Annotated in this window: 19 protein-coding genes; 13 read left to right on the forward strand and 6 right to left on the reverse strand. The window is 62.9% G+C overall.

Annotation, left to right across the window (positions count from 1 at the left end):
• The first annotated feature begins 26 nt into the window (after nt 1-26).
• The 3 genes from NKH36_RS29875 to NKH36_RS29885 are packed head-to-tail and all read left to right on the forward strand — an operon-like array spanning nt 27 to nt 1,220.
• Nucleotides 27-647, forward strand: a complete 621-nt coding sequence (locus tag NKH36_RS29875; RefSeq protein ID WP_352961316.1) for an AAA family ATPase — start codon at nt 27-29, stop codon at nt 645-647.
• Nucleotides 648-666: 19 nt separating this feature from the next.
• A complete protein-coding gene (locus NKH36_RS29880) occupies nt 667-834 on the forward strand; it encodes a hypothetical protein (protein ID WP_352961314.1) in 168 nt (55 codons plus the stop codon).
• Nucleotides 831-1,220: a hypothetical protein gene (locus tag NKH36_RS29885; RefSeq protein WP_352961312.1), complete on the forward strand. Its 390-nt coding sequence runs from the start codon at nt 831-833 to the stop codon at nt 1,218-1,220. The genes NKH36_RS29880 and NKH36_RS29885 overlap by 4 nt, the downstream gene beginning before the upstream one ends.
• A 189-nt stretch (nt 1,221-1,409) precedes the next feature.
• On the opposite strand, the gene NKH36_RS29890 is transcribed toward NKH36_RS29885, so the two are convergent.
• A complete protein-coding gene (locus tag NKH36_RS29890; protein ID WP_352965632.1) occupies nt 1,410-2,390 on the reverse strand; it encodes a quinone oxidoreductase family protein in 981 nt (326 codons plus the stop codon).
• 97 nt (nt 2,391-2,487) lie between these two features.
• Between NKH36_RS29890 and NKH36_RS29895 the strand changes: the two genes are divergently transcribed.
• Nucleotides 2,488-2,895, forward strand: a complete 408-nt coding sequence (locus NKH36_RS29895; protein WP_352961308.1) for a winged helix-turn-helix transcriptional regulator — start codon at nt 2,488-2,490, stop codon at nt 2,893-2,895.
• Nucleotides 2,896-2,977: 82 nt separating this feature from the next.
• Here NKH36_RS29895 and NKH36_RS29900 read toward each other — a convergent pair whose 3' ends face one another.
• Nucleotides 2,978-3,583 carry an NADPH-dependent FMN reductase gene (locus NKH36_RS29900; RefSeq protein WP_352961306.1) on the reverse strand — a complete coding sequence of 202 codons (606 nt, stop codon included), beginning with the start codon at nt 3,581-3,583 and terminating at the stop codon, nt 2,978-2,980.
• A gap of 92 nt (nt 3,584-3,675) precedes the next feature.
• Between NKH36_RS29900 and NKH36_RS29905 the strand changes: the two genes are divergently transcribed.
• Nucleotides 3,676-4,044 carry a winged helix-turn-helix transcriptional regulator gene (locus NKH36_RS29905; protein WP_352961304.1) on the forward strand — a complete coding sequence of 123 codons (369 nt, stop codon included), beginning with the start codon at nt 3,676-3,678 and terminating at the stop codon, nt 4,042-4,044.
• A 487-nt stretch (nt 4,045-4,531) separates the two neighbouring features.
• Here NKH36_RS29905 and NKH36_RS29910 read toward each other — a convergent pair whose 3' ends face one another.
• Complete coding sequence (locus NKH36_RS29910) at nt 4,532-4,927, reverse strand: acyl-CoA thioesterase (RefSeq protein WP_123148439.1); 396 nt, start codon at nt 4,925-4,927, stop codon at nt 4,532-4,534.
• Nucleotides 4,928-5,039: 112 nt separating this feature from the next.
• On the opposite strand from NKH36_RS29910, the gene NKH36_RS29915 reads away from it, so the two are divergent.
• The 4 genes from NKH36_RS29915 to NKH36_RS29930 all read left to right on the forward strand — a co-directional run bounded on the left by NKH36_RS29915 (nt 5,040) and on the right by NKH36_RS29930 (nt 9,517).
• Entirely contained in the window at nt 5,040-5,405 is a 366-nt protein-coding gene (locus NKH36_RS29915; RefSeq protein WP_352961302.1) for a GNAT family N-acetyltransferase, read from the forward strand.
• 367 nt (nt 5,406-5,772) lie between these two features.
• A complete protein-coding gene (locus NKH36_RS29920; protein WP_352961300.1) occupies nt 5,773-7,389 on the forward strand; it encodes a GMC family oxidoreductase in 1,617 nt (538 codons plus the stop codon).
• Entirely contained in the window at nt 7,386-8,597 is a 1,212-nt protein-coding gene (locus NKH36_RS29925; RefSeq protein ID WP_352961298.1) for a mandelate racemase/muconate lactonizing enzyme family protein, read from the forward strand. Before NKH36_RS29920 ends, NKH36_RS29925 begins: the two co-directional genes overlap by 4 nt.
• Nucleotides 8,594-9,517, forward strand: a complete 924-nt coding sequence (locus NKH36_RS29930) for an NAD(P)-dependent oxidoreductase (RefSeq protein ID WP_352961296.1) — start codon at nt 8,594-8,596, stop codon at nt 9,515-9,517. The genes NKH36_RS29925 and NKH36_RS29930 overlap by 4 nt, the downstream gene beginning before the upstream one ends.
• A 91-nt stretch (nt 9,518-9,608) precedes the next feature.
• Here the strand turns inward: NKH36_RS29930 and NKH36_RS29935 are convergent, their stop codons facing one another.
• On the reverse strand, nt 9,609-10,547 hold the full coding sequence (locus tag NKH36_RS29935) for a diacylglycerol/lipid kinase family protein (RefSeq protein WP_352961294.1): 939 nt from the start codon (nt 10,545-10,547) through the stop codon (nt 9,609-9,611).
• Nucleotides 10,548-11,514: 967 nt separating this feature from the next.
• Here NKH36_RS29935 and NKH36_RS29940 point away from each other — a divergent pair.
• Nucleotides 11,515-12,024: a hypothetical protein gene (locus NKH36_RS29940; RefSeq protein WP_352961292.1), complete on the forward strand. Its 510-nt coding sequence runs from the start codon at nt 11,515-11,517 to the stop codon at nt 12,022-12,024.
• Nucleotides 12,025-12,285: 261 nt separating this feature from the next.
• Nucleotides 12,286-12,813 carry a YegJ family protein gene (locus NKH36_RS29945; RefSeq protein ID WP_352961290.1) on the forward strand — a complete coding sequence of 176 codons (528 nt, stop codon included), beginning with the start codon at nt 12,286-12,288 and terminating at the stop codon, nt 12,811-12,813.
• 37 nt (nt 12,814-12,850) lie between these two features.
• On the opposite strand, the gene NKH36_RS29950 is transcribed toward NKH36_RS29945, so the two are convergent.
• A complete protein-coding gene (locus NKH36_RS29950; RefSeq protein ID WP_352961393.1) occupies nt 12,851-13,822 on the reverse strand; it encodes a hypothetical protein in 972 nt (323 codons plus the stop codon).
• A gap of 132 nt (nt 13,823-13,954) precedes the next feature.
• A complete protein-coding gene (locus NKH36_RS29955; protein WP_352961288.1) occupies nt 13,955-14,995 on the reverse strand; it encodes a CapA family protein in 1,041 nt (346 codons plus the stop codon).
• Between the two features lie 155 nt (nt 14,996-15,150).
• On the opposite strand from NKH36_RS29955, the gene NKH36_RS29960 reads away from it, so the two are divergent.
• On the forward strand, nt 15,151-16,401 hold the full coding sequence (locus NKH36_RS29960; protein ID WP_352961286.1) for a hypothetical protein: 1,251 nt from the start codon (nt 15,151-15,153) through the stop codon (nt 16,399-16,401).
• 112 nt (nt 16,402-16,513) lie between these two features.
• Nucleotides 16,514-19,711 carry an excinuclease ABC subunit UvrB gene (uvrB, locus tag NKH36_RS29965; protein ID WP_352965637.1) on the forward strand — a complete coding sequence of 1,066 codons (3,198 nt, stop codon included), beginning with the start codon at nt 16,514-16,516 and terminating at the stop codon, nt 19,709-19,711.
• Nucleotides 19,712-19,842: the final 131 nt, after the last annotated feature.

A 19,842-nucleotide genomic window follows, 5' to 3' on the forward strand; every position in this document is an offset into this window, starting at 1 on the left:
GCTAGCGTCATGCGACCCTCTACCAGTTGAAGCACCAGCAGGCGACGCGGATCTGGGAAGGCGTCGCTACGGTGATCTCGAACATCTTCATCGAGCACGCCGAGGTCAGCGACGAGTTGATGATCCAGCAGTACGCAACGAACCCGCTTCAGCTGCAGCTCGTCAATCGTGAGATCGCCCGCATCGACCTCGGCATCAAGCAGGTTAACGTGGTGCAGGACCAGGGCCGGCCGTCCTTCCAGTTTGTCCACGACAATCTCGCCGTGCCAATGCCGCTCCATTTAGAGAGTGCTGGAACCCGCCATTTCCTGAAGCTCTATCCGATGATAGCCCAGGTCCTTGCAACCGGCGGCGTTGCGCTGATCGACGAGATGGACGCCTCGATCCACCCGTTGGTGCTGCCGGAAATCTTGCGGTGGTTCCACGACCGGGAGCGTAACCCGTTGAATGCGCAGCTCTGGATGACCTGCCACAACGCATCGCTCCTCGACTCCCTAGTCAAGGAGGAGATCCTCTTCACTGAGAAGGACTCGGCCGGCCGGACCACGGTCTACGGCATGAGCGACATCAAGGGCATCCGTCGTGAGGACAATTTTTATAGGAAGTACTTGAGCGGCGTGTTCGGCGCTGTGCCACAGATCGGTTGAGATGAGGTCGCCCCATCGCATGCCACGCAACCAAGTCATACGCCGGCGGATTTTCGTCGGCTGCGAGGGCGACGGCGAGCGCAGCTACATCACGCTGGTGTCACGCATCCTCAACGACGTGCATCAGAGGTCCATCTCGACCCGCAATCGCTGCAGCCCGGCGGTGGCGATCCGCTCGATCTGGTGACGCGCGCCGAGGAGGTCATCAAGCAGATCGAGCGCACACGCGAACCCTACGACGAGAAGTACCTTCTCATCGACCGTGACCGATATGGCGTGTCGGCCAATCGCGATCAGCAGATTCCGATGATCCTCAACCGAATCGGCGCGACAATCATCTGGCAGCGTCCCGCCCGCGAAGGCTTCCTGCTGCGGCACTTGGCCGGATATGCGACGCATCAACCACCGACGACGCAGGTCGCGATGCAGCAATTGCTCCAGCAGTGGCCGGAGTACGTGAAGAACATGTCCGCAAGTCAGCTTGCGACCAGAATCGATATCGAGGCGCTGCGGCGCGCCATGGCCGTCGAGAACGAGTTGCGCGACTTCCTGGCCGCCATCGAGATGTTCTGAGCCAACGGCGCTGGGATCGCGCTGCAGCCGCCTTGGCCGCGAATGCCTAGCCTCGCCTCGTTGACGGCAAATGACCTCGGCGTCATTTTGAACAAAATACACCTGAGAACCAATATCTTCAAGGTCAGCTTCTGGCGCAAAACGGACAGATTCCACGATCGGCCGGTGCACAATTAATCGACCACGATACTAAGGCGCCAGCACGACCTTGCCGGTCGAGCGGCGCTCCTCCAGCGAGCGATGCGCTTCGTTGGCCTGGTCGAGCGGATAGCGGCCGCCTTGCGTCACGGCGAGCTGGCCGCTGGCGGCCAGGTGGAAAACCTCCGACAGGCTGGCCCTGAGGCCATCGGCAGAGAGCAGCGGCAGCAGGGCAAAACCTCGCAAGGACTGGTTCCGGGTGATCATCGCTTCCAGTTCCGAGCCGCCGATCGCGTATCTGCCCAGCGCCGCAAAGACCAGCTCTCCGCCAGGCGCGAGAGCCACCAGCGACGCAGCCGTCATCGAGCCGCCGACAACGTCGTAGATGATATCGACGCCGGCGCCGCCTGCCGCTTCCCGCACACGCATGGGCCAATCCGACATGCTGTAGTCGACCGCGGCATCTGCTCCAACCGACAGGGCAAGATCGAGCTTGGCCCTGTTGCCGGCGACCGCGATCACGGCGCTGGCGCCCTGGCGTTTGGCGAGCTGGACAAGCAACGAGCCGACACCGCCCGCGGCTGCAGTGACCAGTACCGACTTGCCGGCGGGCGGGCTTTGCCGCAGCAGATGGAAGGCCGTCAGTCCCTGCACCATCAAGGCCGTCGCATCTTCGAATGAGAGCGTGTCCGGCAGAGGTACGGCCAGCTTTGCGTCGATCGTCACATACTCGGCATATCCACCAAAGGGGCGCTTCGAAGCGAACAGCGGCGCCGCGACGCGTGTCCCGGTCAGCGAGGTGTCCGCCCCTTGCCCGACCGCCTCCACGGTCCCGGCTGCCTCGACGCCGAGGACCATCGGCAGGTCCGGCGTCACCGCGTAGCGATCCCCGCGCATCAGCACTTCGAAGAAATTCACGCCGGCCGCATGAACGCGGATCAGCACCTCGCCTGCTTGCGGCTCAGGCTTCGGTGTCTCGACGACGTCCAGGACGTCGGGGCCGCCGAAACGGTTCAGTTGAATGGCTCTCATGGCATGCACCCATCGCTATGGCATCGGCTGCTGTTTGCCACTATCTGCCTGATCGCGACTACACACTCATTTGTCCCCTGCTGACCAGGAGGTGACCATGGCCAAGCTGACCAAAAGGCTGCCGACCAAAAGACTGCCCATGCTGCCGGCGGAACGCGCCCTGAAGGTGATCTCGGGGCGATGGAAGGCTGTCATTCTCTACCATCTCTTCGATGAAGCCCGGCGGCTGTCGGTACTGAAGACGCTGGTGCCTGAAATCACGCAGAAAGTACTGATCCAGCAGCTTCGTGAAATGGAGGAACACGGCCTTGTCAGACGCGAGATCTTTGCCGAAATTCCTTCACGCGTCGAATATTCGGCGACGCGACTCGGCCTTAGCCTCGAGCCTATTCTTCTGGCGCTCTGCGAGTGGGGCCAGCACCATGCGGATGAGCTGAACGAAATGGACCGCCTCGCCGATTGCGTCATCAGGCCTCGGCAGGCGCGCCCGCCAGTCTTCGCCTGAATACCAGCCCTAGCCTGAATCAAAAAAGGGGCGACGCAAGCGCCGCCCCGGAATCCTTGGGAGGATTGTTCTGGTCTGCGGTTCAGGCCGCCTTGACTTCCTCGGCCACCGCGTCGGCCTGACGCGCCGCCTTCAGCACTTTGGCCCACCATGCAACGTCGTTGACCAGCGCGGTCGCCGCCTGGTTCAGGTGCTCGAGCTCGTCAAGCTTCTTTTCACCTTGCCTGACGGCGAGGAAATCGGCCCAGGCAATATGGACGGCGGACTTGACCGGCGCCATCTGCAGCTCAACCGCATGCAGCCTCAGCTGCTCGACGGCACGCGCGCCACCGACGCTGCCATAGCCGACGAAGCCGGCCGGCTTCTTGTTCCATTCATTGGCGGCGTAGTCTATCGCGTTCTTCAGCACGGCCGTCGGGCCATGGTTGTATTCGGCGGCGGTGAAGATGAAGCCGTCGAACTCGGCGACCTTCTTCTGCCAGCGCTTTGCCAAGTCATTCTGCGACGGCGCCCAGGCAGACGATGCGACCTCGTCGAAAAACGGCAGCGGGAAGTCGCGCAGGTCGACCACCTCCACGTCGATGTCGGCATGCGACTTGGCGATCTTGGCGATCCACTGGGTCGGAACGTCGGCAAATCGTGCGGCGCGGGTCGAACCGACGACAATGGCGATTTTGGGTTTGGACATAGAGGGGCTCTCCTTCAGGCAAATTTCTGGTATCGTTTAGATACCTGAGCTATATGAGTGACTGCACTCATGAGGCGCAAGGAGGCACCTTTTTGTTACCAAGGCACCCGCACCGCACCGAGGACTGCCGCGCCATCTCGGAAATCCTGCAGCGCGTCGGCGACAAATGGACCGTACTCGTCGTTGGCAAGCTCGGTGACGGGCCGCTGCGCTTCAACGAAATGCGCAGCGCCGTCGGCGGCATTTCGCAGAAGATGCTGACCACCACATTGCGTGGGCTTGAGCGCGACGGTTTCGTCACCCGCACCGTGTTCCCGACCATTCCGCCGCGCGTCGACTATGAGCTGACCGACCTTGGCTACGAGCTTCTTGTGCCGGTCGGTGCGCTCGGCGAATGGGCGCGCAAGAACACCGAGCGGGTCAAGGCCGCGCGGGCGAGGTTCGATGGGATTCATGCCTGAAACTCTTGCGCTGCAAGGGTTTGTGCGCGGCGTGTAGCTTAGACGATTTCTACGGCTGCATCTGCATTCCGGCCCGCAGAGATCCGCTTCGATTTCGGGGCCGATTGACACCTTGCGTCGATGGCGCAGGGCGCCCCTTTGCCGCAATTGCTCACGCTCATCGCGCCGGTGTGGCACGTCGTTGCAACGCAGATTTCGCACTTGGTCGCTTGCCGATTTAGGGTGTGGTTTTCGGAGGCGCAACTGGCTGCGGCCTCGTCTCGTTTGACCTCGGTATAGGCGGTCCCGGCCAACAGGCAGAACAAGGCTGCAAGCGCCTGCCAATGCGCCGTTCAGCGGTCGTTGACGCATTGTCTTGCCCCATGCCCCTCACGAAAATGTGCGAACGCGAATATGAAAGCATCCTACGGCTTCGCTGTTCGCGTCTCCTTGCGAGAGGCTGGCAGCGGCGTTGCCTTTCGACTTTAAGCCGACCGCATCCAGCCGGTCAGCTTTCAGCCGGAACTGCCTTCGGCTTGCCTTCGCTGTCCAGCGCCACCATGACGAAGTCGGCGTGGGTGACCTTCTCCATTAGGTCGGAGAGGTAGCGCTGCGCCCACGCCTCGACCTTGAGCGTCATCGAGGTGCGGCCGACGCGCTCGACATGCGTATAGATGCACAGCGTGTCGCCGATCTTCATCGCTTTGGCGAACGACATCTCCTTCACCGCCGCCGTCACCACGCGGCCCTTGGCGCGTTCGGCGGCACGGATGCCGCAGGCCAGATCCATCTGCGCCATCACCCAGCCGCCAAAAATGTCGCCCGCCGCATTGGCGTCGGAAGGCATGGCCAGCGTCCTCAGCGTCAGATCGCCAATCGGCCGCCCGTCCGCGTAATGCACCATGCGCCAAAATCCCCTCGATATCGATCTTCTCCCGTATCGGGATGGCACCGATGCGTCAACGCGCACAGCCAGGTGCTAAACTGCGCACGGTGAGTTGAGAAAGGCAGCTGACATGAAACTTACCTCTCGCCCTCTGACGCCAGATCTATGGCCCGCGATCGAGGAGCTGTTCAGGGAGAGCGCCGTCTGCAGTCGCTGTTGGTGTACGTACGGGCGGATCGGCAGTTCTTATCGAAAGCGACCAGGCGAGGAAAACAAGGCTGCGTTCCGGCAAGCCGTCGAGCATGGTCCGCCTCCGGGCGTACTTGCTTTCGAAGGCGATACTGCTGTCGGCTGGTGCCAGGTGACACCGCACGATGCCGTGCCCTGGCTCGATCGGCAGTGGCAGCTCAAGCGAGTGGATGATGCGCCGGTCTGGTCCTTGTCCTGCCTCTACGTGCGAAAAAGATACCGCCGGCAAAGCATCACATCCACCTGATCGCAGCGGCGCTGGAAGCTGCAAGGCACGCAAACGCCCCTGCACTTGAGGCCTATCCTTTTGATGCCGATGTATCGCCGAGCGCTTCCGGCAGTGGATACGCCTCCACCTTCGCTCGCGCCGGGTTCAGGGTCGTCGCCCGCGGGGTGCCTGCCCGCCCGATCATGCGTTCTGATTTCAAGCAAAATGCTGATGATGGCGTATGATGCTCCGACGCTTATCCATGAGGCAAAGGCCGCTTCAGGCAGGGCACCGAATGCAAACGAAGTACCGGTCGCTTTTTTCACAGGCGATGCCGGAAGCTCCGCTGATCGCGGCGCTCGCGGCGTCTAGGTTGGGTTAAAGTTCGGAGCCGGCCGCAGCCATCATGCAGACCTATGATTTCATCGTCGTCGGCTCCGGCTCGGCCGGCTCGGTTCTGGCCGAAAGACTGTCGGCTTCCGGCCGCTTCTCGGTATTGGTGATCGAAGCCGGCGGCAGCGACCGCCGTTTTTACGTGCAGATGCCGCTCGGCTACGGCAAGACCTTCTTCGACCCGGCGGTCAACTGGAACTACAAGACCGAGCCGGACCCCGGCCTCGCCGGCAATGTCGACCATTGGCCGCGCGGCAAGCTGCTCGGCGGATCGAGCTCGATCAACGCCATGGTCTGGATCCGGGGTGCGCGCGAGGATTTCGACGCTTGGGCAGCAGCCGGCAACCCCGGCTGGGGTTTCGACGATCTCCTGCCTGCCTACAAGGCGCTCGAGGACAATCAGGCCGGCGCCGGCCAATGGCGCGGGGTTGGCGGTCCGTTGCACATCACCGACTGCTCGACCTCCGTCCATCCGCTCACAAAGCGCTATCTGGCGGCCGCGAATCAGGCCGGCCTGCCGTTCAACCCGGATTTCAACGGCGAGTCTCAGGAAGGCGTCGGCATCTATCAGATCACCACCAGGAACGGCCGCCGCATGTCGGCCGCCCGCGCCTTCCTGCGGCCGGCGATGAAGCGAAAAAATTTCCGCGTCGAGATGAATGCGCTGGCGACCAGGATCCTGTTCGAGGGCAAGCGCGCCGTCGGCATCGAGTACCTGCAGAACGGTGAGACGAAAGCTGCCCGCGCCGGCCGCGAGATCATCCTGTCGGGTGGCTCGGTCAATTCACCCCAGTTGCTGCAGCTTTCCGGGGTCGGTCCCTCGGCGCTGCTTAGCGCGCTCGGTATTCCCGTCATTCACGCCAATGAGAATGTCGGCGCGAACCTGCAGGATCATGTCGGCATCAACTACACGTTCAAGGGCAGGCTGCCAACGCTCAACCAGATCCTGCGCCCGTGGTGGGGCAAACTCATGGTCGGCATGCAATACATGCTGATGCGTTCCGGCCCGCTGTCGCTGTCAATGAACAATGCCGGCGGCTTCTTCCGCACCGATCCGGCCATTTCACGGCCCAACATGCAGCTTTATTTCCAGGCATTCTCGACCGTCATCCCGAAGAGCGGCGAGCGCCCGATCCTGACGCCCGACCCGTGGCCGGGCTTTTCCATCGGCCTGTCCAACTGCCGTCCGTCGAGCCGTGGCGAAATCATGATCCGCTCCAGCAATCCGCGTGACTATCCGAAGATCGTCGCCAATGCCTTTTCGACCGAGGCGGACGTCGCCGAAATGCTGGCGGCGGTGAAGTTCGTGAGGAAGATCGCCGCCATGCCGGCGATGGCCGAGATCATCGAGGAAGAGGTTTTGCCGGGCCCGTCAATCACCTCGGACGCGGATCTCATTCAGGATTTCAGGAAGCGTTCGGGCACCGTCTACCACCCGGTCTCGACATGTCGCATGGGACCGGACGATGCGCGCGCCGTTGTCGACCCGCGCCTGACCGTTCACGGCCTCGCCGGCTTGCGCGTCATCGACGCCTCGATCTTTCCCGATAACATCACCGGCAACACCAACGCCGCCTCGATCATGACCGGATGGAAGGGCGCCGAACTGGTTCTGGAGGATCAAAAATGAAAATCATCGAGGTGAAGACCTGGGTTGTCGGCAATCCGCCGCCCGGCATCGGCGGCAAGTATTTCATCTTCGTCAAGCTCACCACCGACGGCGGCGTGGTCGGCTATGGCGAGGCGTACAACGCCACCTTCTCGGCCCACGTCACCGCCAGGATGGTCGAGGACATGGCCGAGCGCTACCTCATCGGCCGCGATCCGCACGACATCGAGAATTTCTTCCGCCGCGCCTATTCGTCCGGCTTCACTCAGCGCCCCGACGTGTCCGGCATGGGCTGTTTTTCGGCGCTCGAAATCGCCTGCTGGGACATTATCGGCAAGGAGGCCGGCAAGCCGGTCTACAAGCTGCTCGGCGGCCAGGTGCACGAAACGCTGCGTTCCTATACCTACCTCTACCCACACAGCGGCAGCGTCCACTCGGAGGATGCGCGCGGCAAGAACGTCTACAACGATCCCGAAATGGCGGCCGAATGCGCGCTCGAATATGTCGAGCAGGGTTTTAATGCCGTCAAGCTCGACCCGGCCGGCCCCTACACCGCCTTTGACGGTCACCAGCCGCGTCTCGTCGACATCGATCTCTCCACCCGCATGATCAAGGCAATCCGCGAGGCGGTCGGCACCAGGGCTGACATCCTGTTCGGCACGCATGGCCAGTTCACCGCATCGGGCGCGCTGCGCCTGGCCCGCGCCATCGAACCTTACGACCCGCTGTGGTTCGAGGAACCGGTGCCGCCCGACATGCCGGAAGTAATGGCACAGGTGGCGCGTGGCACGTCTATCCCGATCGCCACCGGCGAACGGCTGACGACCAAGTTCGAATTCGCCCGTGTCATCGAGAATCGCGCGGCGACCATTTTGCAGCCGGACCTCGGCCGTTCCGGCGGCATTCTGGAAACTAAGAAGATCGCCGCCATGGCCGAGGCCTACCACATCCAGGTCGCCCCGCACTGCTATTGCGGACCGATCGTCGGTGCGGCCAACATCCAGCTTGCCGTGACCTTGCCCAACTTCCTCATCCTGGAATCGCTGAAACAGTGGGACGGTTTTCACGAAAAACTGCTGAAGAAAAAGATCGAATGGCAGGACGGCAACGTCATTCCGTCGAACGAACCAGGCCTTGGCGTCGAGCTCGACGAAGCCGTCTGCGAGGCGCATCCCTGGACCGGCAAAGACCTGCATCTGCAGATGATGCAGACGCCGTTGATGCCGTGAGCGCGCGCGAGCGTTACGCCTTCATCGGCCTTGGCCATCTCGGCGGTCACCTCGCCGCCAGCCTGATTCGCAATGGTTTCACCATCACCGTCTTCGACCGCGATCCCGCGGCTGTCGAGCGCCTGTTGACGCTCGGCGCGACCGCCGCAAAGAGCCCAGCCGAGGCAGCCGCCCTGGCCGGCAACGCCATCACCTGCCTGCCGTCGCCTGATATCAGCGAGGCGGTACTGACCGGTCCCGGCGGATTGCTCGAAGGCCTGCCCAAGGGCGGAAGCTGGATCGAGATGTCGACCAATGGCCAAGAGGAGATCCTGCGCCTTGCATCCCTAGCTAAGGCAAGCGGCGTCGAGACGCTCGAATGTCCAGTTACTGGCGGCGTGCATCTGGCGGCCGTCGGCAAGATCACGGCACTGGTCGGCGGCGATCCGGCACTCTACAAGCGCCACCGTCCGGCCATCGACGCGATGTGCGCAAAGTCTTTCCTGATGGGGCCGATCGGTTCGGCGGCGGTGATCAAGGTCATCACCAACATGCTAGCCTTCATCCATCTTATCGCCGTCGGCGAAGCGCTCATGCTGGCCAGGAAGGGCGGGCTGGATCTTGCCCAGTCCTACCACGCCATATCAGCCTCGTCCGGCAACAGCTTCGTCCACGAGACCGAGAGTCAGCTGGTGCTGAACGGCTCCTACGATATCGGCTTCACCATGGACCTGGCATTGAAGGACCTCGGCTTTGCATTGGGCATGGGCGAAAAATTCGGCGTGCCGCTTGATCTCGCCGCACGCGTCAACGCCACATTCGAACAGGGCAAGGACACCTATGGTGGCAGCGCCTGGTCGACCATGATCGTCAAGATTCTGGAAGATGCCGTCGGGACCGACCTTCGCGCCCCAGGTTTTCCGGCCAGGCTCGAGGCCTGATGTCAGGCAATTGTCCAGCGATTTCAGCATATTGGCTGGATCGTCGGAATCGCACCCGAAAGGACTTGAATCAGTCTCTCAACACTTTGATTCAATACCTCAGCGTAAGCGCGCCCGGCAGAATCTCGAAGGTCGCCGGTATGCGCCCCGGCGATTCACCGTCTACGTCGACCAGCGCGGCGTTCTTTTGCGCATCACCGAGCGGTTCGACAACCACTTTCTTGCCGCGCAAAATGGTGATCGCCGGATGGTTGCGATGCCGCCCGCCATAGAGCAGACGGATGTCCCAGATCAGTTTCAGCTTGCCAGCCGCACGCAGGATGACGATGTCGAATTGACCGTCGTCCAGTTCGGCATCCGGCGCGATCATCATGCCGCCGCCGAAGAATTTTCCGTTGGCCACCGCCACCAGCGCCACGCGCGCCTCGACCGGGACGCCGTCATCGACGGTGATCACAACGTCCTGGAACCGGTAGCGCATGAATTCCCAAACAGTGCGCCAGTAGAACAGCGCCTTGGCCGACACCTTGCCCTTGCGCTTGTCGGCGTTGACCGCGCGATCGGTGGCGCCTGAAAGCCCGAGGCTGGCGATGTTGATGAAATGGCGGCTGGCCAGCGCGCCATGGTCATCGACATAGGAGATGCGGCCGGCATCGACCTTGTGGGCCTTGGCATCGGCGATGCGCTTCAACGTCAGGTCGACCTCGCCAGACAGGCCGAGCCCGCGGGCGAAATCGATGCCGGCGCCGCAAGGCAGCAGGCCGAGCTCGGCCGTCCGGCCGCTTTCCGCAAACGCCTGCAGCAGCCCGTCGGCGACTTCGCTGGCGGTGCCGTCGCCGCCCGCCGCGATCACCAGGTCGAAACCGCTGGCGGCAAGGACGAGCGCCAGCCGTTCGGCGTCGCCGGTCGCCTGCGTTTCGCGCAGCTCGAAATCGCCGAAATGTTTCCTGAGCGAAGCACTGACCTCCGGCCAATGCCGTTTGAGCCGGCCGCCACCGGCAATCGGATTGAGAACCACCCCGACCTTCAACAACGCCCTCCTCAAAGGATCGCAGCGACACTGCTGTCCTAAAATCCTTTGCAGGCATTGAAGCCCGTGCCGCGATGTCGGGCAAGAGCCGAATGTTTGATCACACTGCCCGCCGCAGATGAGCGCGTGTCCCGCCCCCCTGCATCCTCATCCAAAAAAACGCTCCGACGCCGAATTTGGTCCCCAATAATCCCGCTATTCACAGGCTCGCGGCTGTTTCGCCAAACGCTTACTCGGCGTACGTTAAACCCAATCTCAGGCGGCTACCGATTGCCAAGTCGAAAGGCAAAGCGAAACGGCGGATTTCCTGAGGCCCGTACGGCCCCCGAATGAAAGCAGGCTTGCCTGTTTTGACGAGGGATGCCGAGACCTACGGGGCCGCGGAAAGCGTGCGAACGCCTACGGCGGACCGATGCTGCCCATGAAGGACGGCAAAAACCTTCGATGGCGCGCTGGACGAAGCTCGCAAGGGTGGAGACTGGCGAGGTCCCGAACGGACGCTGCCCTCGGGCGGTGGCTGGCAGGACCGTCAACATCAAGGCCGGCATGGCGCGACCTCTTTACGGAAGTTGCTGCCGCGACCGTGTCCTGATCTGACAGGGAGGCGCTGGGAGAAATCCCGGCGCCGACTGTCTTTTATAGCCATCCCGCGAGTGTTATGGGCGCGGCTTCAGCGTAACGCCGGACCTTGGGCGAGCGCGATTACGGTGCCGACGGCACGATCTTCATCACCAGGCGCTATCAAGCTGCACTCCGGTCTGCCGCCTGATGAAGGCAGGCGCCAAGCTCGATCACGTCGACGACTACCTGATGCCGTTCGGCCACAGGCGGAACTCCTGAAACCTTCCCTTGTGCTCCGCCACGCACATTCCACAATCGCGGCCAAATCCCGCCTTGATCCACGGCGATTGGTGACGCACCAGCGACGCACGTCCTTGAAGCACTCGCCAAGGCAACTCGAAGGACCGTGATCAAGACCGCCCTTGTCGCCATGACCATCGACGGCTGCGACTGCGATGCCAGGCTTTGCGAGTATATCGGTGAGACGCCGGCCAAGTGGTCGACGATCGCCGACTGCGAAGCGGCGATGAAAAGCCAGATGTTGCACGAGCGCAATTTCAACTACCCGCTCCTGTCCGGCATCTGCCGCACAACGCACACGTTGTCGCGGCTTGCCGCGACGGCCCCGACGCTTGAGTTGGCGGCGGCAGCGCAGACCGCCACCGACCCACTCCCGTCCGAATTGAGCCGTCGGCCCAGCGTTGCTGTCGGGTCGCAGGCAACAGCCACGGAAACAGAGGCTGCCAGGCCGGTCGCCTTTGAAGCCTCGGTCGATGGCGGACGCTCGGTGCTGTATCGGACGAAGACCGGTTATGCCTTGGTCAAGACCGACCTTGGCCGGGCCGCATTTGCAACGACCGGCTTGGCGAAGCGGTCGGCGAACTGGCTGGCTGCGAAAATGCCGGGCGGTTTGTAAGCGACTCAAGCCATGCCGCTCAGCGCCTTGATCGCACGGTAGAAGGTAGAGGAGAACAGCTCCGGGTCACACTCTCGCTTCCTCGCCAGGAAGGCCGGCAGTTCCGGATAGGACGCGGACGCGCCTTGCCCGTGTAGTGCAGAAAGAAGCAGCCACTATGCCTAGTCGTCACGTCGGTCAGCGCCCGTGTATTCGTCGGCCATGCCCAGACCGCTTTCCATCGATCTTCGGCATGAAGCTGCGCTTGAAAATTCAAGCTCGATGCCTGATGATCGCGGCGTTCTGGTGAAGGTTGAAGGCCGCCGCCCCATGAACCTTCCAACCCGCACCATGCTGTCCGTGATGTTGGCGCTTGTTCCGGCATCAGCTAGGGCACAAAGCCCTGATCAGGGCGGCGACAGGCTCCTAACCGTGGGCCCGGACGATCCGGAGATGGCGGCGGCGATCGAACAGGCACGCGCCAGCCTCGATCAATTTCTGACACTGTCCGAGACGCCGCCGCCCGGAACAGCCAGGTTCAAATTGAAGGTCGTGGTCGAGGACGGAAACGCAGCCGAACACTTCTGGGTCATCCCCTTCCACCGGACCGCGACCGGATTTGCAGGAACATTGGCAAACGAGCCGCAGGCTGTGCGTAACGTCGTGAATGGCCAGGACATCGAATTCACCCGGGATGATATTTCCGACTGGGGATACACCAAGAACGGTCGCCAGGTGGGCAGCTTCACCGTCTGTGTGATGTTGAAGAAGATGCCGAGAGAAGACGTGGATTCTCTCCGAAACAACTAAGGCTTCGACTGTTAAGCGTGACCTTCTGCCAATCCTGCTAACCCGCCGCCTCGTCTTTTGCGCCGATCTTGCGCACCAGCGCCGCCGTCGCCAGCATCGCGCCCATGTCTGATATCATCGGCGCGACATGCTTGGTGTAGTCGAGCGGCACGGAGGTATCCGGCAGCTCGAAGAAATCCTTCGTCTGCGGCAACAGCAGAAAACCGTCGCCGCCATTGAGCGCAACACGCGCCGGATCATCAGGCCAGATCTCGCTGAGCCATGTCAGCGCCTGCGCCAGCCGGCCGCTCACCAGCGGCTGCGCCGCCTCGACATTGTCGGTGCGGAAGTCGTAGGCGGCATCGAGCTCGGGCACGCCGCATGATAATTCCTGCATCTTGCTGGCGAACATGCCGCGGAAGAACCCGACGGCCACGTCTGTCCGGCGGGCGGCCACCAATATGCCGGGGAACGGCACGATCGTCTCGAAGGCGACGACGATCCCCTTGAATGCTATCGTGCCGCTCTTGCCCGTGCCTTGCCGGAGATCGGCTTCGTAAAGCTCGAACGGAAATCCCTCGTAGCGGCCGGAGACGATGTCGTCGAAGCGCTTGGTGTTGAAAGTGCCGATCGTCCCGCGCGGCAGCCGGTCGAATGAATTCGGCGTCACCTCATGCTGGTACCGCATGTCCTCAATAAAACCGAAGATGATAGGCAGCAGCGTCTTGCGGATCGATCGCTGCAACGTGCTCGCCGGCTTGACCGCCTGGAAATAGAGCAGGATCGCCGCCACGAACCCGGCGACATAGAGGAGCACATGCGGCGTCGAGAACCATCGCTCGTATGGATCGGCGATCATATTGAAAAGCCAGGCGACAAGCGCCACGAACAACAGCACCAGGCCGATGAACAGCGGCACCCGCCAGCGGACTTGCCGGTAGGCCGAAGCTCGCCTGGCCTCATAGGCCTCGAGATTCCTTTTGATGCCGGCGATGTCAGTTTCATCAGGCATGAAATCCGCTGCTTCCATCGCCATCCCACCGTCGAAAGGCCGAACACCCAGCGCGGACAATAGCCGATTTTGCGGAAAGTCGCGCGACTACAGCGTTGGGATGGTGGTGAGCCCACACAATTTATCCGAGCCACCAGTCAACCGTGGCCATCAATTCCCGTTACCAAAAACCGCAACGAAACGGGCCGTAACCTTTTGCCTTAATGCGCCCTCCAGCGCCTCAATGGGAACCAGCCGCTCATGGTCGCCGGCGCGCAGCCGCATGAAGGCTTGCAGCCGGTACGCGGCAATGGCGCCGCGCGTGCCGGCGTCAGCGCTGATATCGGCGGTCAAGATGCCCCCGATACGGCCGGGCCACGGCTGGCGCACAAAGGCGGTGCCCAGGAAATCGCCGAGCCCATAGGCGACGAGCGCCTTGCCGATCCGCTCCACCGGCTGCACGACATGGGCATGATGGCCAGCGATCAGCCCGACGCCGCGCGCGGCCAAATGCCGTGCCAATGCCCGCGTTGCGGCTTGTGGAAAATGCCGGAATTCCCAATCCCAATGTGGCACGGCACAGGTGAGGTCGACGGCGGCGCCGCGCGGCCATCGTGCCGGGTCGCCGTGCATCGACACACGGCCCGCGAACGCAGCCGCGCCGGCATTGCGCCACAGCGTGAAAGCGGCAAAGCCTATTGTCAGCGGCCCGACAGCAAGGCGTTCGACCGGACCGGCGGCGGCGGTACCGACACTGCGGATGCCGAGACGGTTCAGCGCCGCCACAGTCTCGTCGAAGCCCTCGACGCCCTGGTCGAGCACATGGTTGTTGGCGAGCGACAGCACCAGTTTCTCACGCGAGACGCCGACAGCCGCCAAGGCGTCGGCGAGAAACCGCTCGGTCATGGCATGAAGGGTGCCAAGTTTCGTGCCCATCGCCGCGCTCGGTCGCTCCACCACCGGGCTTTCGCAATTGCCGACCACCAGATCGGCGGAGGCGAGCAGCGCGACGATTGCCGGGTCGCAGTCCGGCGCTCTACGATTGGCCACTGCCGAGATATCGCCGACAAAGGCGAGCCGCACCGTCCGCCCCGGTGGCGGCTCCATTGTCGCTGCGGCTACCGGCGCAAAGCCTTGTTGATCGCCGCTGAGCGAAGGCTTCAAGAAACGCGGCAGCCAGGACAATTTGTAGGAAAGCGGATAGTTCGACACGCGCAGCCTGCACCGGAATGAACTGCCACGGTAGACGATGCGCCCCATATAGCGAAGCGCCTCCGTTCGGAATCGTGCGGTCAGATACCCCGCAGTAGGCGCAGCACACAAGATGCGTATATGGTTGCCGCCGAACGGCATACCGGAGGACCAAGATGACGCGATTTTCGAGCCTGCTGGCATCGGCCCTTATTCCGCTGCTGCCGGTTGCTTCTGCCGGTGCCGCAGCCCCCGAACCGGCCGCCCTGTTCGAGGCAAAAACCGTAGCCGACCGCGACAGCACGCTTACTGCGCTGGAAGCCGCTGCACCCACTAATCCCGCGTCGGCCTATGCCGCCGGCGCCGGTGAATTCTTCACCGCGCTGGAGATCCTGGCCGGCGGCCTGCACCGCCACGGCTTCGAAAGCCCGCAATCCTTCATACTGCCGCTGATGCGGCTGCCGGTGCCGGACAATCCCAATCCCGAGCCGCTGACCTACGACGGCTTCCGCGCCATCCTGGTCGCCTTCCGCGATCGGTTGGAAAAGTCCGCCGCCACGCTTGGATCCGTGCCTGCCGATGCCGACATCGGCATGGAGGTCGACCTCACACGTCTCGGCATCGACCTCAACGAGGATGGCCAGATCGCGCCGGACGAAAGCGCCGCCGCGATCATGGCATCCCTGTCACGCGGCGGCGCGCCGGACCCGGCCACACCCGCCCTCGCCTTCCGCTTCGACCGCGCCGATGGCTACTGGCTGCAGGGCTATGCCGAATTCCTGATGGCGCAGGCCGATTTCTGGCTGGCGCATGATTTCAGGAACGCCTTCGACGGTTCGTTCCACATGCTGTTTCCGCGCGCCAAATTGCCGCTGCAGGACACGCTCGTTCCGCCAGACGGCGGCATGAGCGGCGGCATGTTGTCGTCCGAATGGCGCATCGCCGACTTCATCTCGCTGGTTCATCTGGTCAACTGGCCGGTCGTCGAGCCGGAGCGCCGGCAGGCGGCGCGTCGCCATCTCATGGAAATGATCCGGCTGTCTCGCGAAGACTGGAAGGCGATCCGCGCCGAGACCGACAACGACCGTGAATGGCTGCCCGGCCCGCAACAGAAAGGCGCCAGCCCGCTCACCGGCCTGGAGGTCGGCGAGGAGCAGGTCCAGGCCTGGCACGCCGCGCTTGATATGGCCGAGGATCTGCTCGAAGGCCGCACCTTGCTGCCGCATTTTCGCTTCGCCGACAAAGGCATCAACATGAAACGCTTCTTCGACGAGCCGAAGCTCTTCGACCTGGTGCTGTCGATCACCGGCCCGGCCATCGCGCCCTATCTCGAGAGCGGAAAGATCCTCACCAGCGAAGAGTTCGACCAGATCCAGCGCCAGTTCGGCGGCGCCGGGTTTTTGACGTTTGCGCTGTGGTTCAACTGAGCGCGCGTTTCGACATCGCTCCTGACACCCTTATGTCAGCAGCTTGGTTTCGTCTCGCGCCCCTCACCACTCCGCTCTTTCCATTTTGGCCGATACCTCCCATATTTGGGACATGGCCAAACCTTCCGATAAAAAAACGCCTTCGCCGGCGCGTGACGATCGCGCTTCACCGCCCAAGCGGCGCAGCCCGCTGACCGATTTTCTCGATGCCTCGGAGCCGTTGCACAAGGGCGGCTTTGCCGAGGCGCCGCAGGCTGAATTCTCAGGCACGCCGCTGACCGGCTCGATCGCGGATTGGGCCGAGCAGATCGAGCAGGAAGCCGAGAAGGAAGGGCGCCAAGTCTCCCCCCTTGAGGGGGAGATGTCGCCGAAGGCGACAGAGGGGGTCGGCAAAGGAAGCGCTCAACATGAGGGGTCGCCAAGCGCTGCCGCACCGACCCCACCCGGCGGCTCGGCCGCCACCCTCCCCTCGAGGGGGAAGGAAGGCGCCAAGCAGAAAAAGATCCCCGAGCGCTCCTCCTCCCCCGGCCGCACGGCACGCGGCACCTCTATGGGTGGCGCGGCGTCTGCCAGGGAACGCACTGCGGCCGGGCTCAATCCGGTCGCCGGCCTCGATGTTTCGCTGGAACAGGCCGAGACCATGGCCTCCGGCGGCGTCACCGCCACCGTGGCGGCGCTGTCGGCGCTGATCGAATCGGGCAATCCCTTGCACAAGGACGGCGTGCTGTGGACGCCGCACCGTCCGGCCCGGCCCGAAAAATCCGAAGGCGGCATCGCCATCAAGATGGTGTCGGATTTCGAGCCGGCCGGTGACCAGCCGACGGCGATCAAGGACCTTGTCGAGGGCGTCAATGACAACGACCGCACCCAGGTGCTGCTCGGTGTCACCGGTTCCGGAAAAACCTTCACCATGGCCAAGGTGATCGAGGAAACGCAGCGTCCTGCTCTGATCCTCGCCCCCAACAAGACGCTGGCCGCGCAGCTCTATTCCGAATTCAAGAAGTTTTTCCCGGAAAACGCCGTCGAGTATTTCGTCTCCTACTACGACTACTACCAGCCGGAAGCCTATGTGCCCCGGACGGACACCTTCATCGAGAAGGAATCGTCGATCAACGAGCAGATCGACCGCATGCGCCACTCGGCGACGCGCTCGCTTCTGGAGCGCGACGACGTCATCATCGTCGCCTCGGTGTCCTGCATCTACGGTATCGGCTCGGTCGAAACCTACACGGCGATGACCTTCCAGATGCAGATCGGCGACCGGCTCGACCAGCGCGCGCTGCTCGCCGATCTCGTCGCGCAACAGTACAAGCGCCAGGATATCAACTTCGTCCGCGGCTCGTTCCGCGTGCGAGGCGACACGATCGAGATCTTTCCGGCTCACCTTGAGGACCGTGCCTGGCGCATTTCACTGTTCGGCGACGAGATCGAGGCGATCACCGAATTCGACCCGCTGACCGGCCAGAAGACCGGCGAATTGAAGAGCGTCAAGATCTACGCCAATTCGCACTATGTCACGCCGCGCCCGACTTTGAACCAGGCCATCAGGTCGATCAAGGAAGAGCTCAAGCACCGGCTGGTCGAACTCGAACGGGCAGGTCGCCTGCTGGAGGCGCAGCGGCTGGAGCAGCGCACCCGCTTCGATCTCGAGATGCTTGAGGCAACCGGCTCCTGCGCCGGCATCGAGAATTATTCGCGCTATCTCACCGGCCGCCAGCCGGGCGATCCGCCGCCGACCCTGTTCGAATACATCCCCGACAATGCGCTGGTTTTCATCGACGAAAGCCATGTCACCGTGCCGCAGATCGGCGGCATGTATCGCGGCGACTTCCGCCGCAAGGCGACGCTGGCCGAATACGGCTTCCGCTTGCCGTCCTGCATGGACAACCGGCCGCTGCGCTTCGAGGAGTGGGACGCGATGCGCCCGCTTTCAGTCGCGGTTTCGGCGACGCCCGGCGGCTGGGAGATGGAACAGTCCGGCGGCGTCTTTGCCGAGCAAGTCATCCGCCCAACCGGCCTGATCGACCCGCCGGTTGAGGTGCGTCCGGCCAAGACCCAGGTCGACGATGTCGTCGGCGAAATCCGCGAAACCACCAAGGCCGGCTACCGCACGCTGGTCACCGTGCTGACCAAGCGTATGGCCGAGGATCTAACCGAGTATTTGCACGAGCAGGGCATTCGCGTCCGCTACATGCACTCCGACATCGACACGCTGGAGCGCATCGAGATCTTGCGTGACCTGCGCCTCGGCGCCTTCGACGTGCTGGTCGGCATCAACCTGTTGCGCGAAGGTCTCGACATCCCCGAATGCGGCTTCGTTGCCATTCTCGATGCCGACAAGGAGGGCTTCCTGCGCTCCGAAACTTCGCTGATCCAGACCATCGGCCGCGCCGCCCGAAACGTCGACGGCAAGGTCATCCTCTACGCCGACCAGATCACCGGCTCGATGGAACGGGCGATGGCCGAGACCAACCGCCGTCGCGAGAAGCAGATGGAGTGGAACGCGGCCAACGGCATCACCCCGGAATCGGTCAAGTCGCGCATCTCCGACATCCTGGACTCGGTCTATGAGAAGGATCATGTCCGCGCCGACATCTCGCAGTTCACCGACAGCGCCGGCGCGATGATGGGCAACAATCTGAAAGCCCATCTCGACGCGATGGACAAGCAGATGCGCGACGCCGCCGCCAATCTTGATTTCGAGAAGGCGGCCCGCATCCGCGACGAGATCATGCGGCTGCGCGAGATGGAGCTGTCCATCTCCGACGATCCGCTGGCCAAATATGCTGACATGGAAAGTCCGATTTCGGGCCGCGAGAAGGGTAAGCACAACAAGGGTGTGGCCAAACATCGTACATCAGAGGAACAAGAGCGTTTCCGCAAACTGGACGCGGCACGTGCCGCCGAAGAGGCGGCCCGGCCCAACCTCTTCCGCAAGCCGGCGCTCGACGAGATGGGCGCCGACGGCGCCGTGCCGGTGAAGAAGCCGCTGTTTTCGAAGCCGTCACTGGACGATATGGGGCCTGGCACCGACATGACGACGCCGTCAGGCGCAGTGTCCCGTTCGCTGTTCAAGAAGCAGTCGGCGCAGGAGGCGCACGGTTCCGATTTCGGCATCCCCGGCGACTCGACCAAGCCCTTGTTCAAGAAGAACTCGCTCGACGAGATGACGGTGCGACGCACGGAAAAGCCTGTTGACGGCGACAAGCCGGTCAAGCGCGAACGTGCCGGCATCGGCTCCTACGAAGATCCAGCCGATGCCCGCCGTGAAAAGCGCCGGCCGGGTAAGACGGGCAGGCCGGGACGGTAGGCAAGCAATTGCTTCGAATTTGCGCTGCTCACCACGTTCCAGCGTTGATGATTGGCGAAGCCGAAGCGACATCCGATCTCCCCCCTTGCGGGGGAGATGTCCGGCAGGACAGAGGGGGGTGGGAAGGATCA

Source organism: Mesorhizobium sp. M1312, assembly GCF_040318115.1.
Taxonomy (GTDB): domain Bacteria; phylum Pseudomonadota; class Alphaproteobacteria; order Rhizobiales; family Rhizobiaceae; genus Mesorhizobium.

Bases quoted from the DNA above. Each gene is read 5' to 3' on its own strand.
- NKH36_RS29915 (WP_352961302.1), top strand. From the start codon at position 5,040: ATGAAACTTACCTCTCGCCCTCTGACGCCAGATCTATGGCCCGCGATC.
- NKH36_RS29920 (WP_352961300.1), top strand. From the start codon at position 5,773: ATGCAGACCTATGATTTCATCGTCGTCGGCTCCGGCTCGGCCGGCTCG.
- NKH36_RS29910 (WP_123148439.1), bottom strand. From the start codon at position 4,927: ATGGTGCATTACGCGGACGGGCGGCCGATTGGCGATCTGACGCTGAGG.
- NKH36_RS29880 (WP_352961314.1), top strand. From the start codon at position 667: ATGCCACGCAACCAAGTCATACGCCGGCGGATTTTCGTCGGCTGCGAG.
- NKH36_RS29960 (WP_352961286.1), top strand. From the start codon at position 15,151: ATGACGCGATTTTCGAGCCTGCTGGCATCGGCCCTTATTCCGCTGCTG.
- NKH36_RS29895 (WP_352961308.1), top strand. From the start codon at position 2,488: ATGGCCAAGCTGACCAAAAGGCTGCCGACCAAAAGACTGCCCATGCTG.
- NKH36_RS29945 (WP_352961290.1), top strand. From the start codon at position 12,286: ATGCCTGATGATCGCGGCGTTCTGGTGAAGGTTGAAGGCCGCCGCCCC.
- uvrB (WP_352965637.1), top strand. From the start codon at position 16,514: ATGGCCAAACCTTCCGATAAAAAAACGCCTTCGCCGGCGCGTGACGAT.
- NKH36_RS29900 (WP_352961306.1), bottom strand. From the start codon at position 3,583: ATGTCCAAACCCAAAATCGCCATTGTCGTCGGTTCGACCCGCGCCGCA.
- NKH36_RS29925 (WP_352961298.1), top strand. From the start codon at position 7,386: ATGAAAATCATCGAGGTGAAGACCTGGGTTGTCGGCAATCCGCCGCCC.
- NKH36_RS29890 (WP_352965632.1), bottom strand. From the start codon at position 2,390: ATGAGAGCCATTCAACTGAACCGTTTCGGCGGCCCCGACGTCCTGGAC.
- NKH36_RS29950 (WP_352961393.1), bottom strand. From the start codon at position 13,822: ATGGAAGCAGCGGATTTCATGCCTGATGAAACTGACATCGCCGGCATC.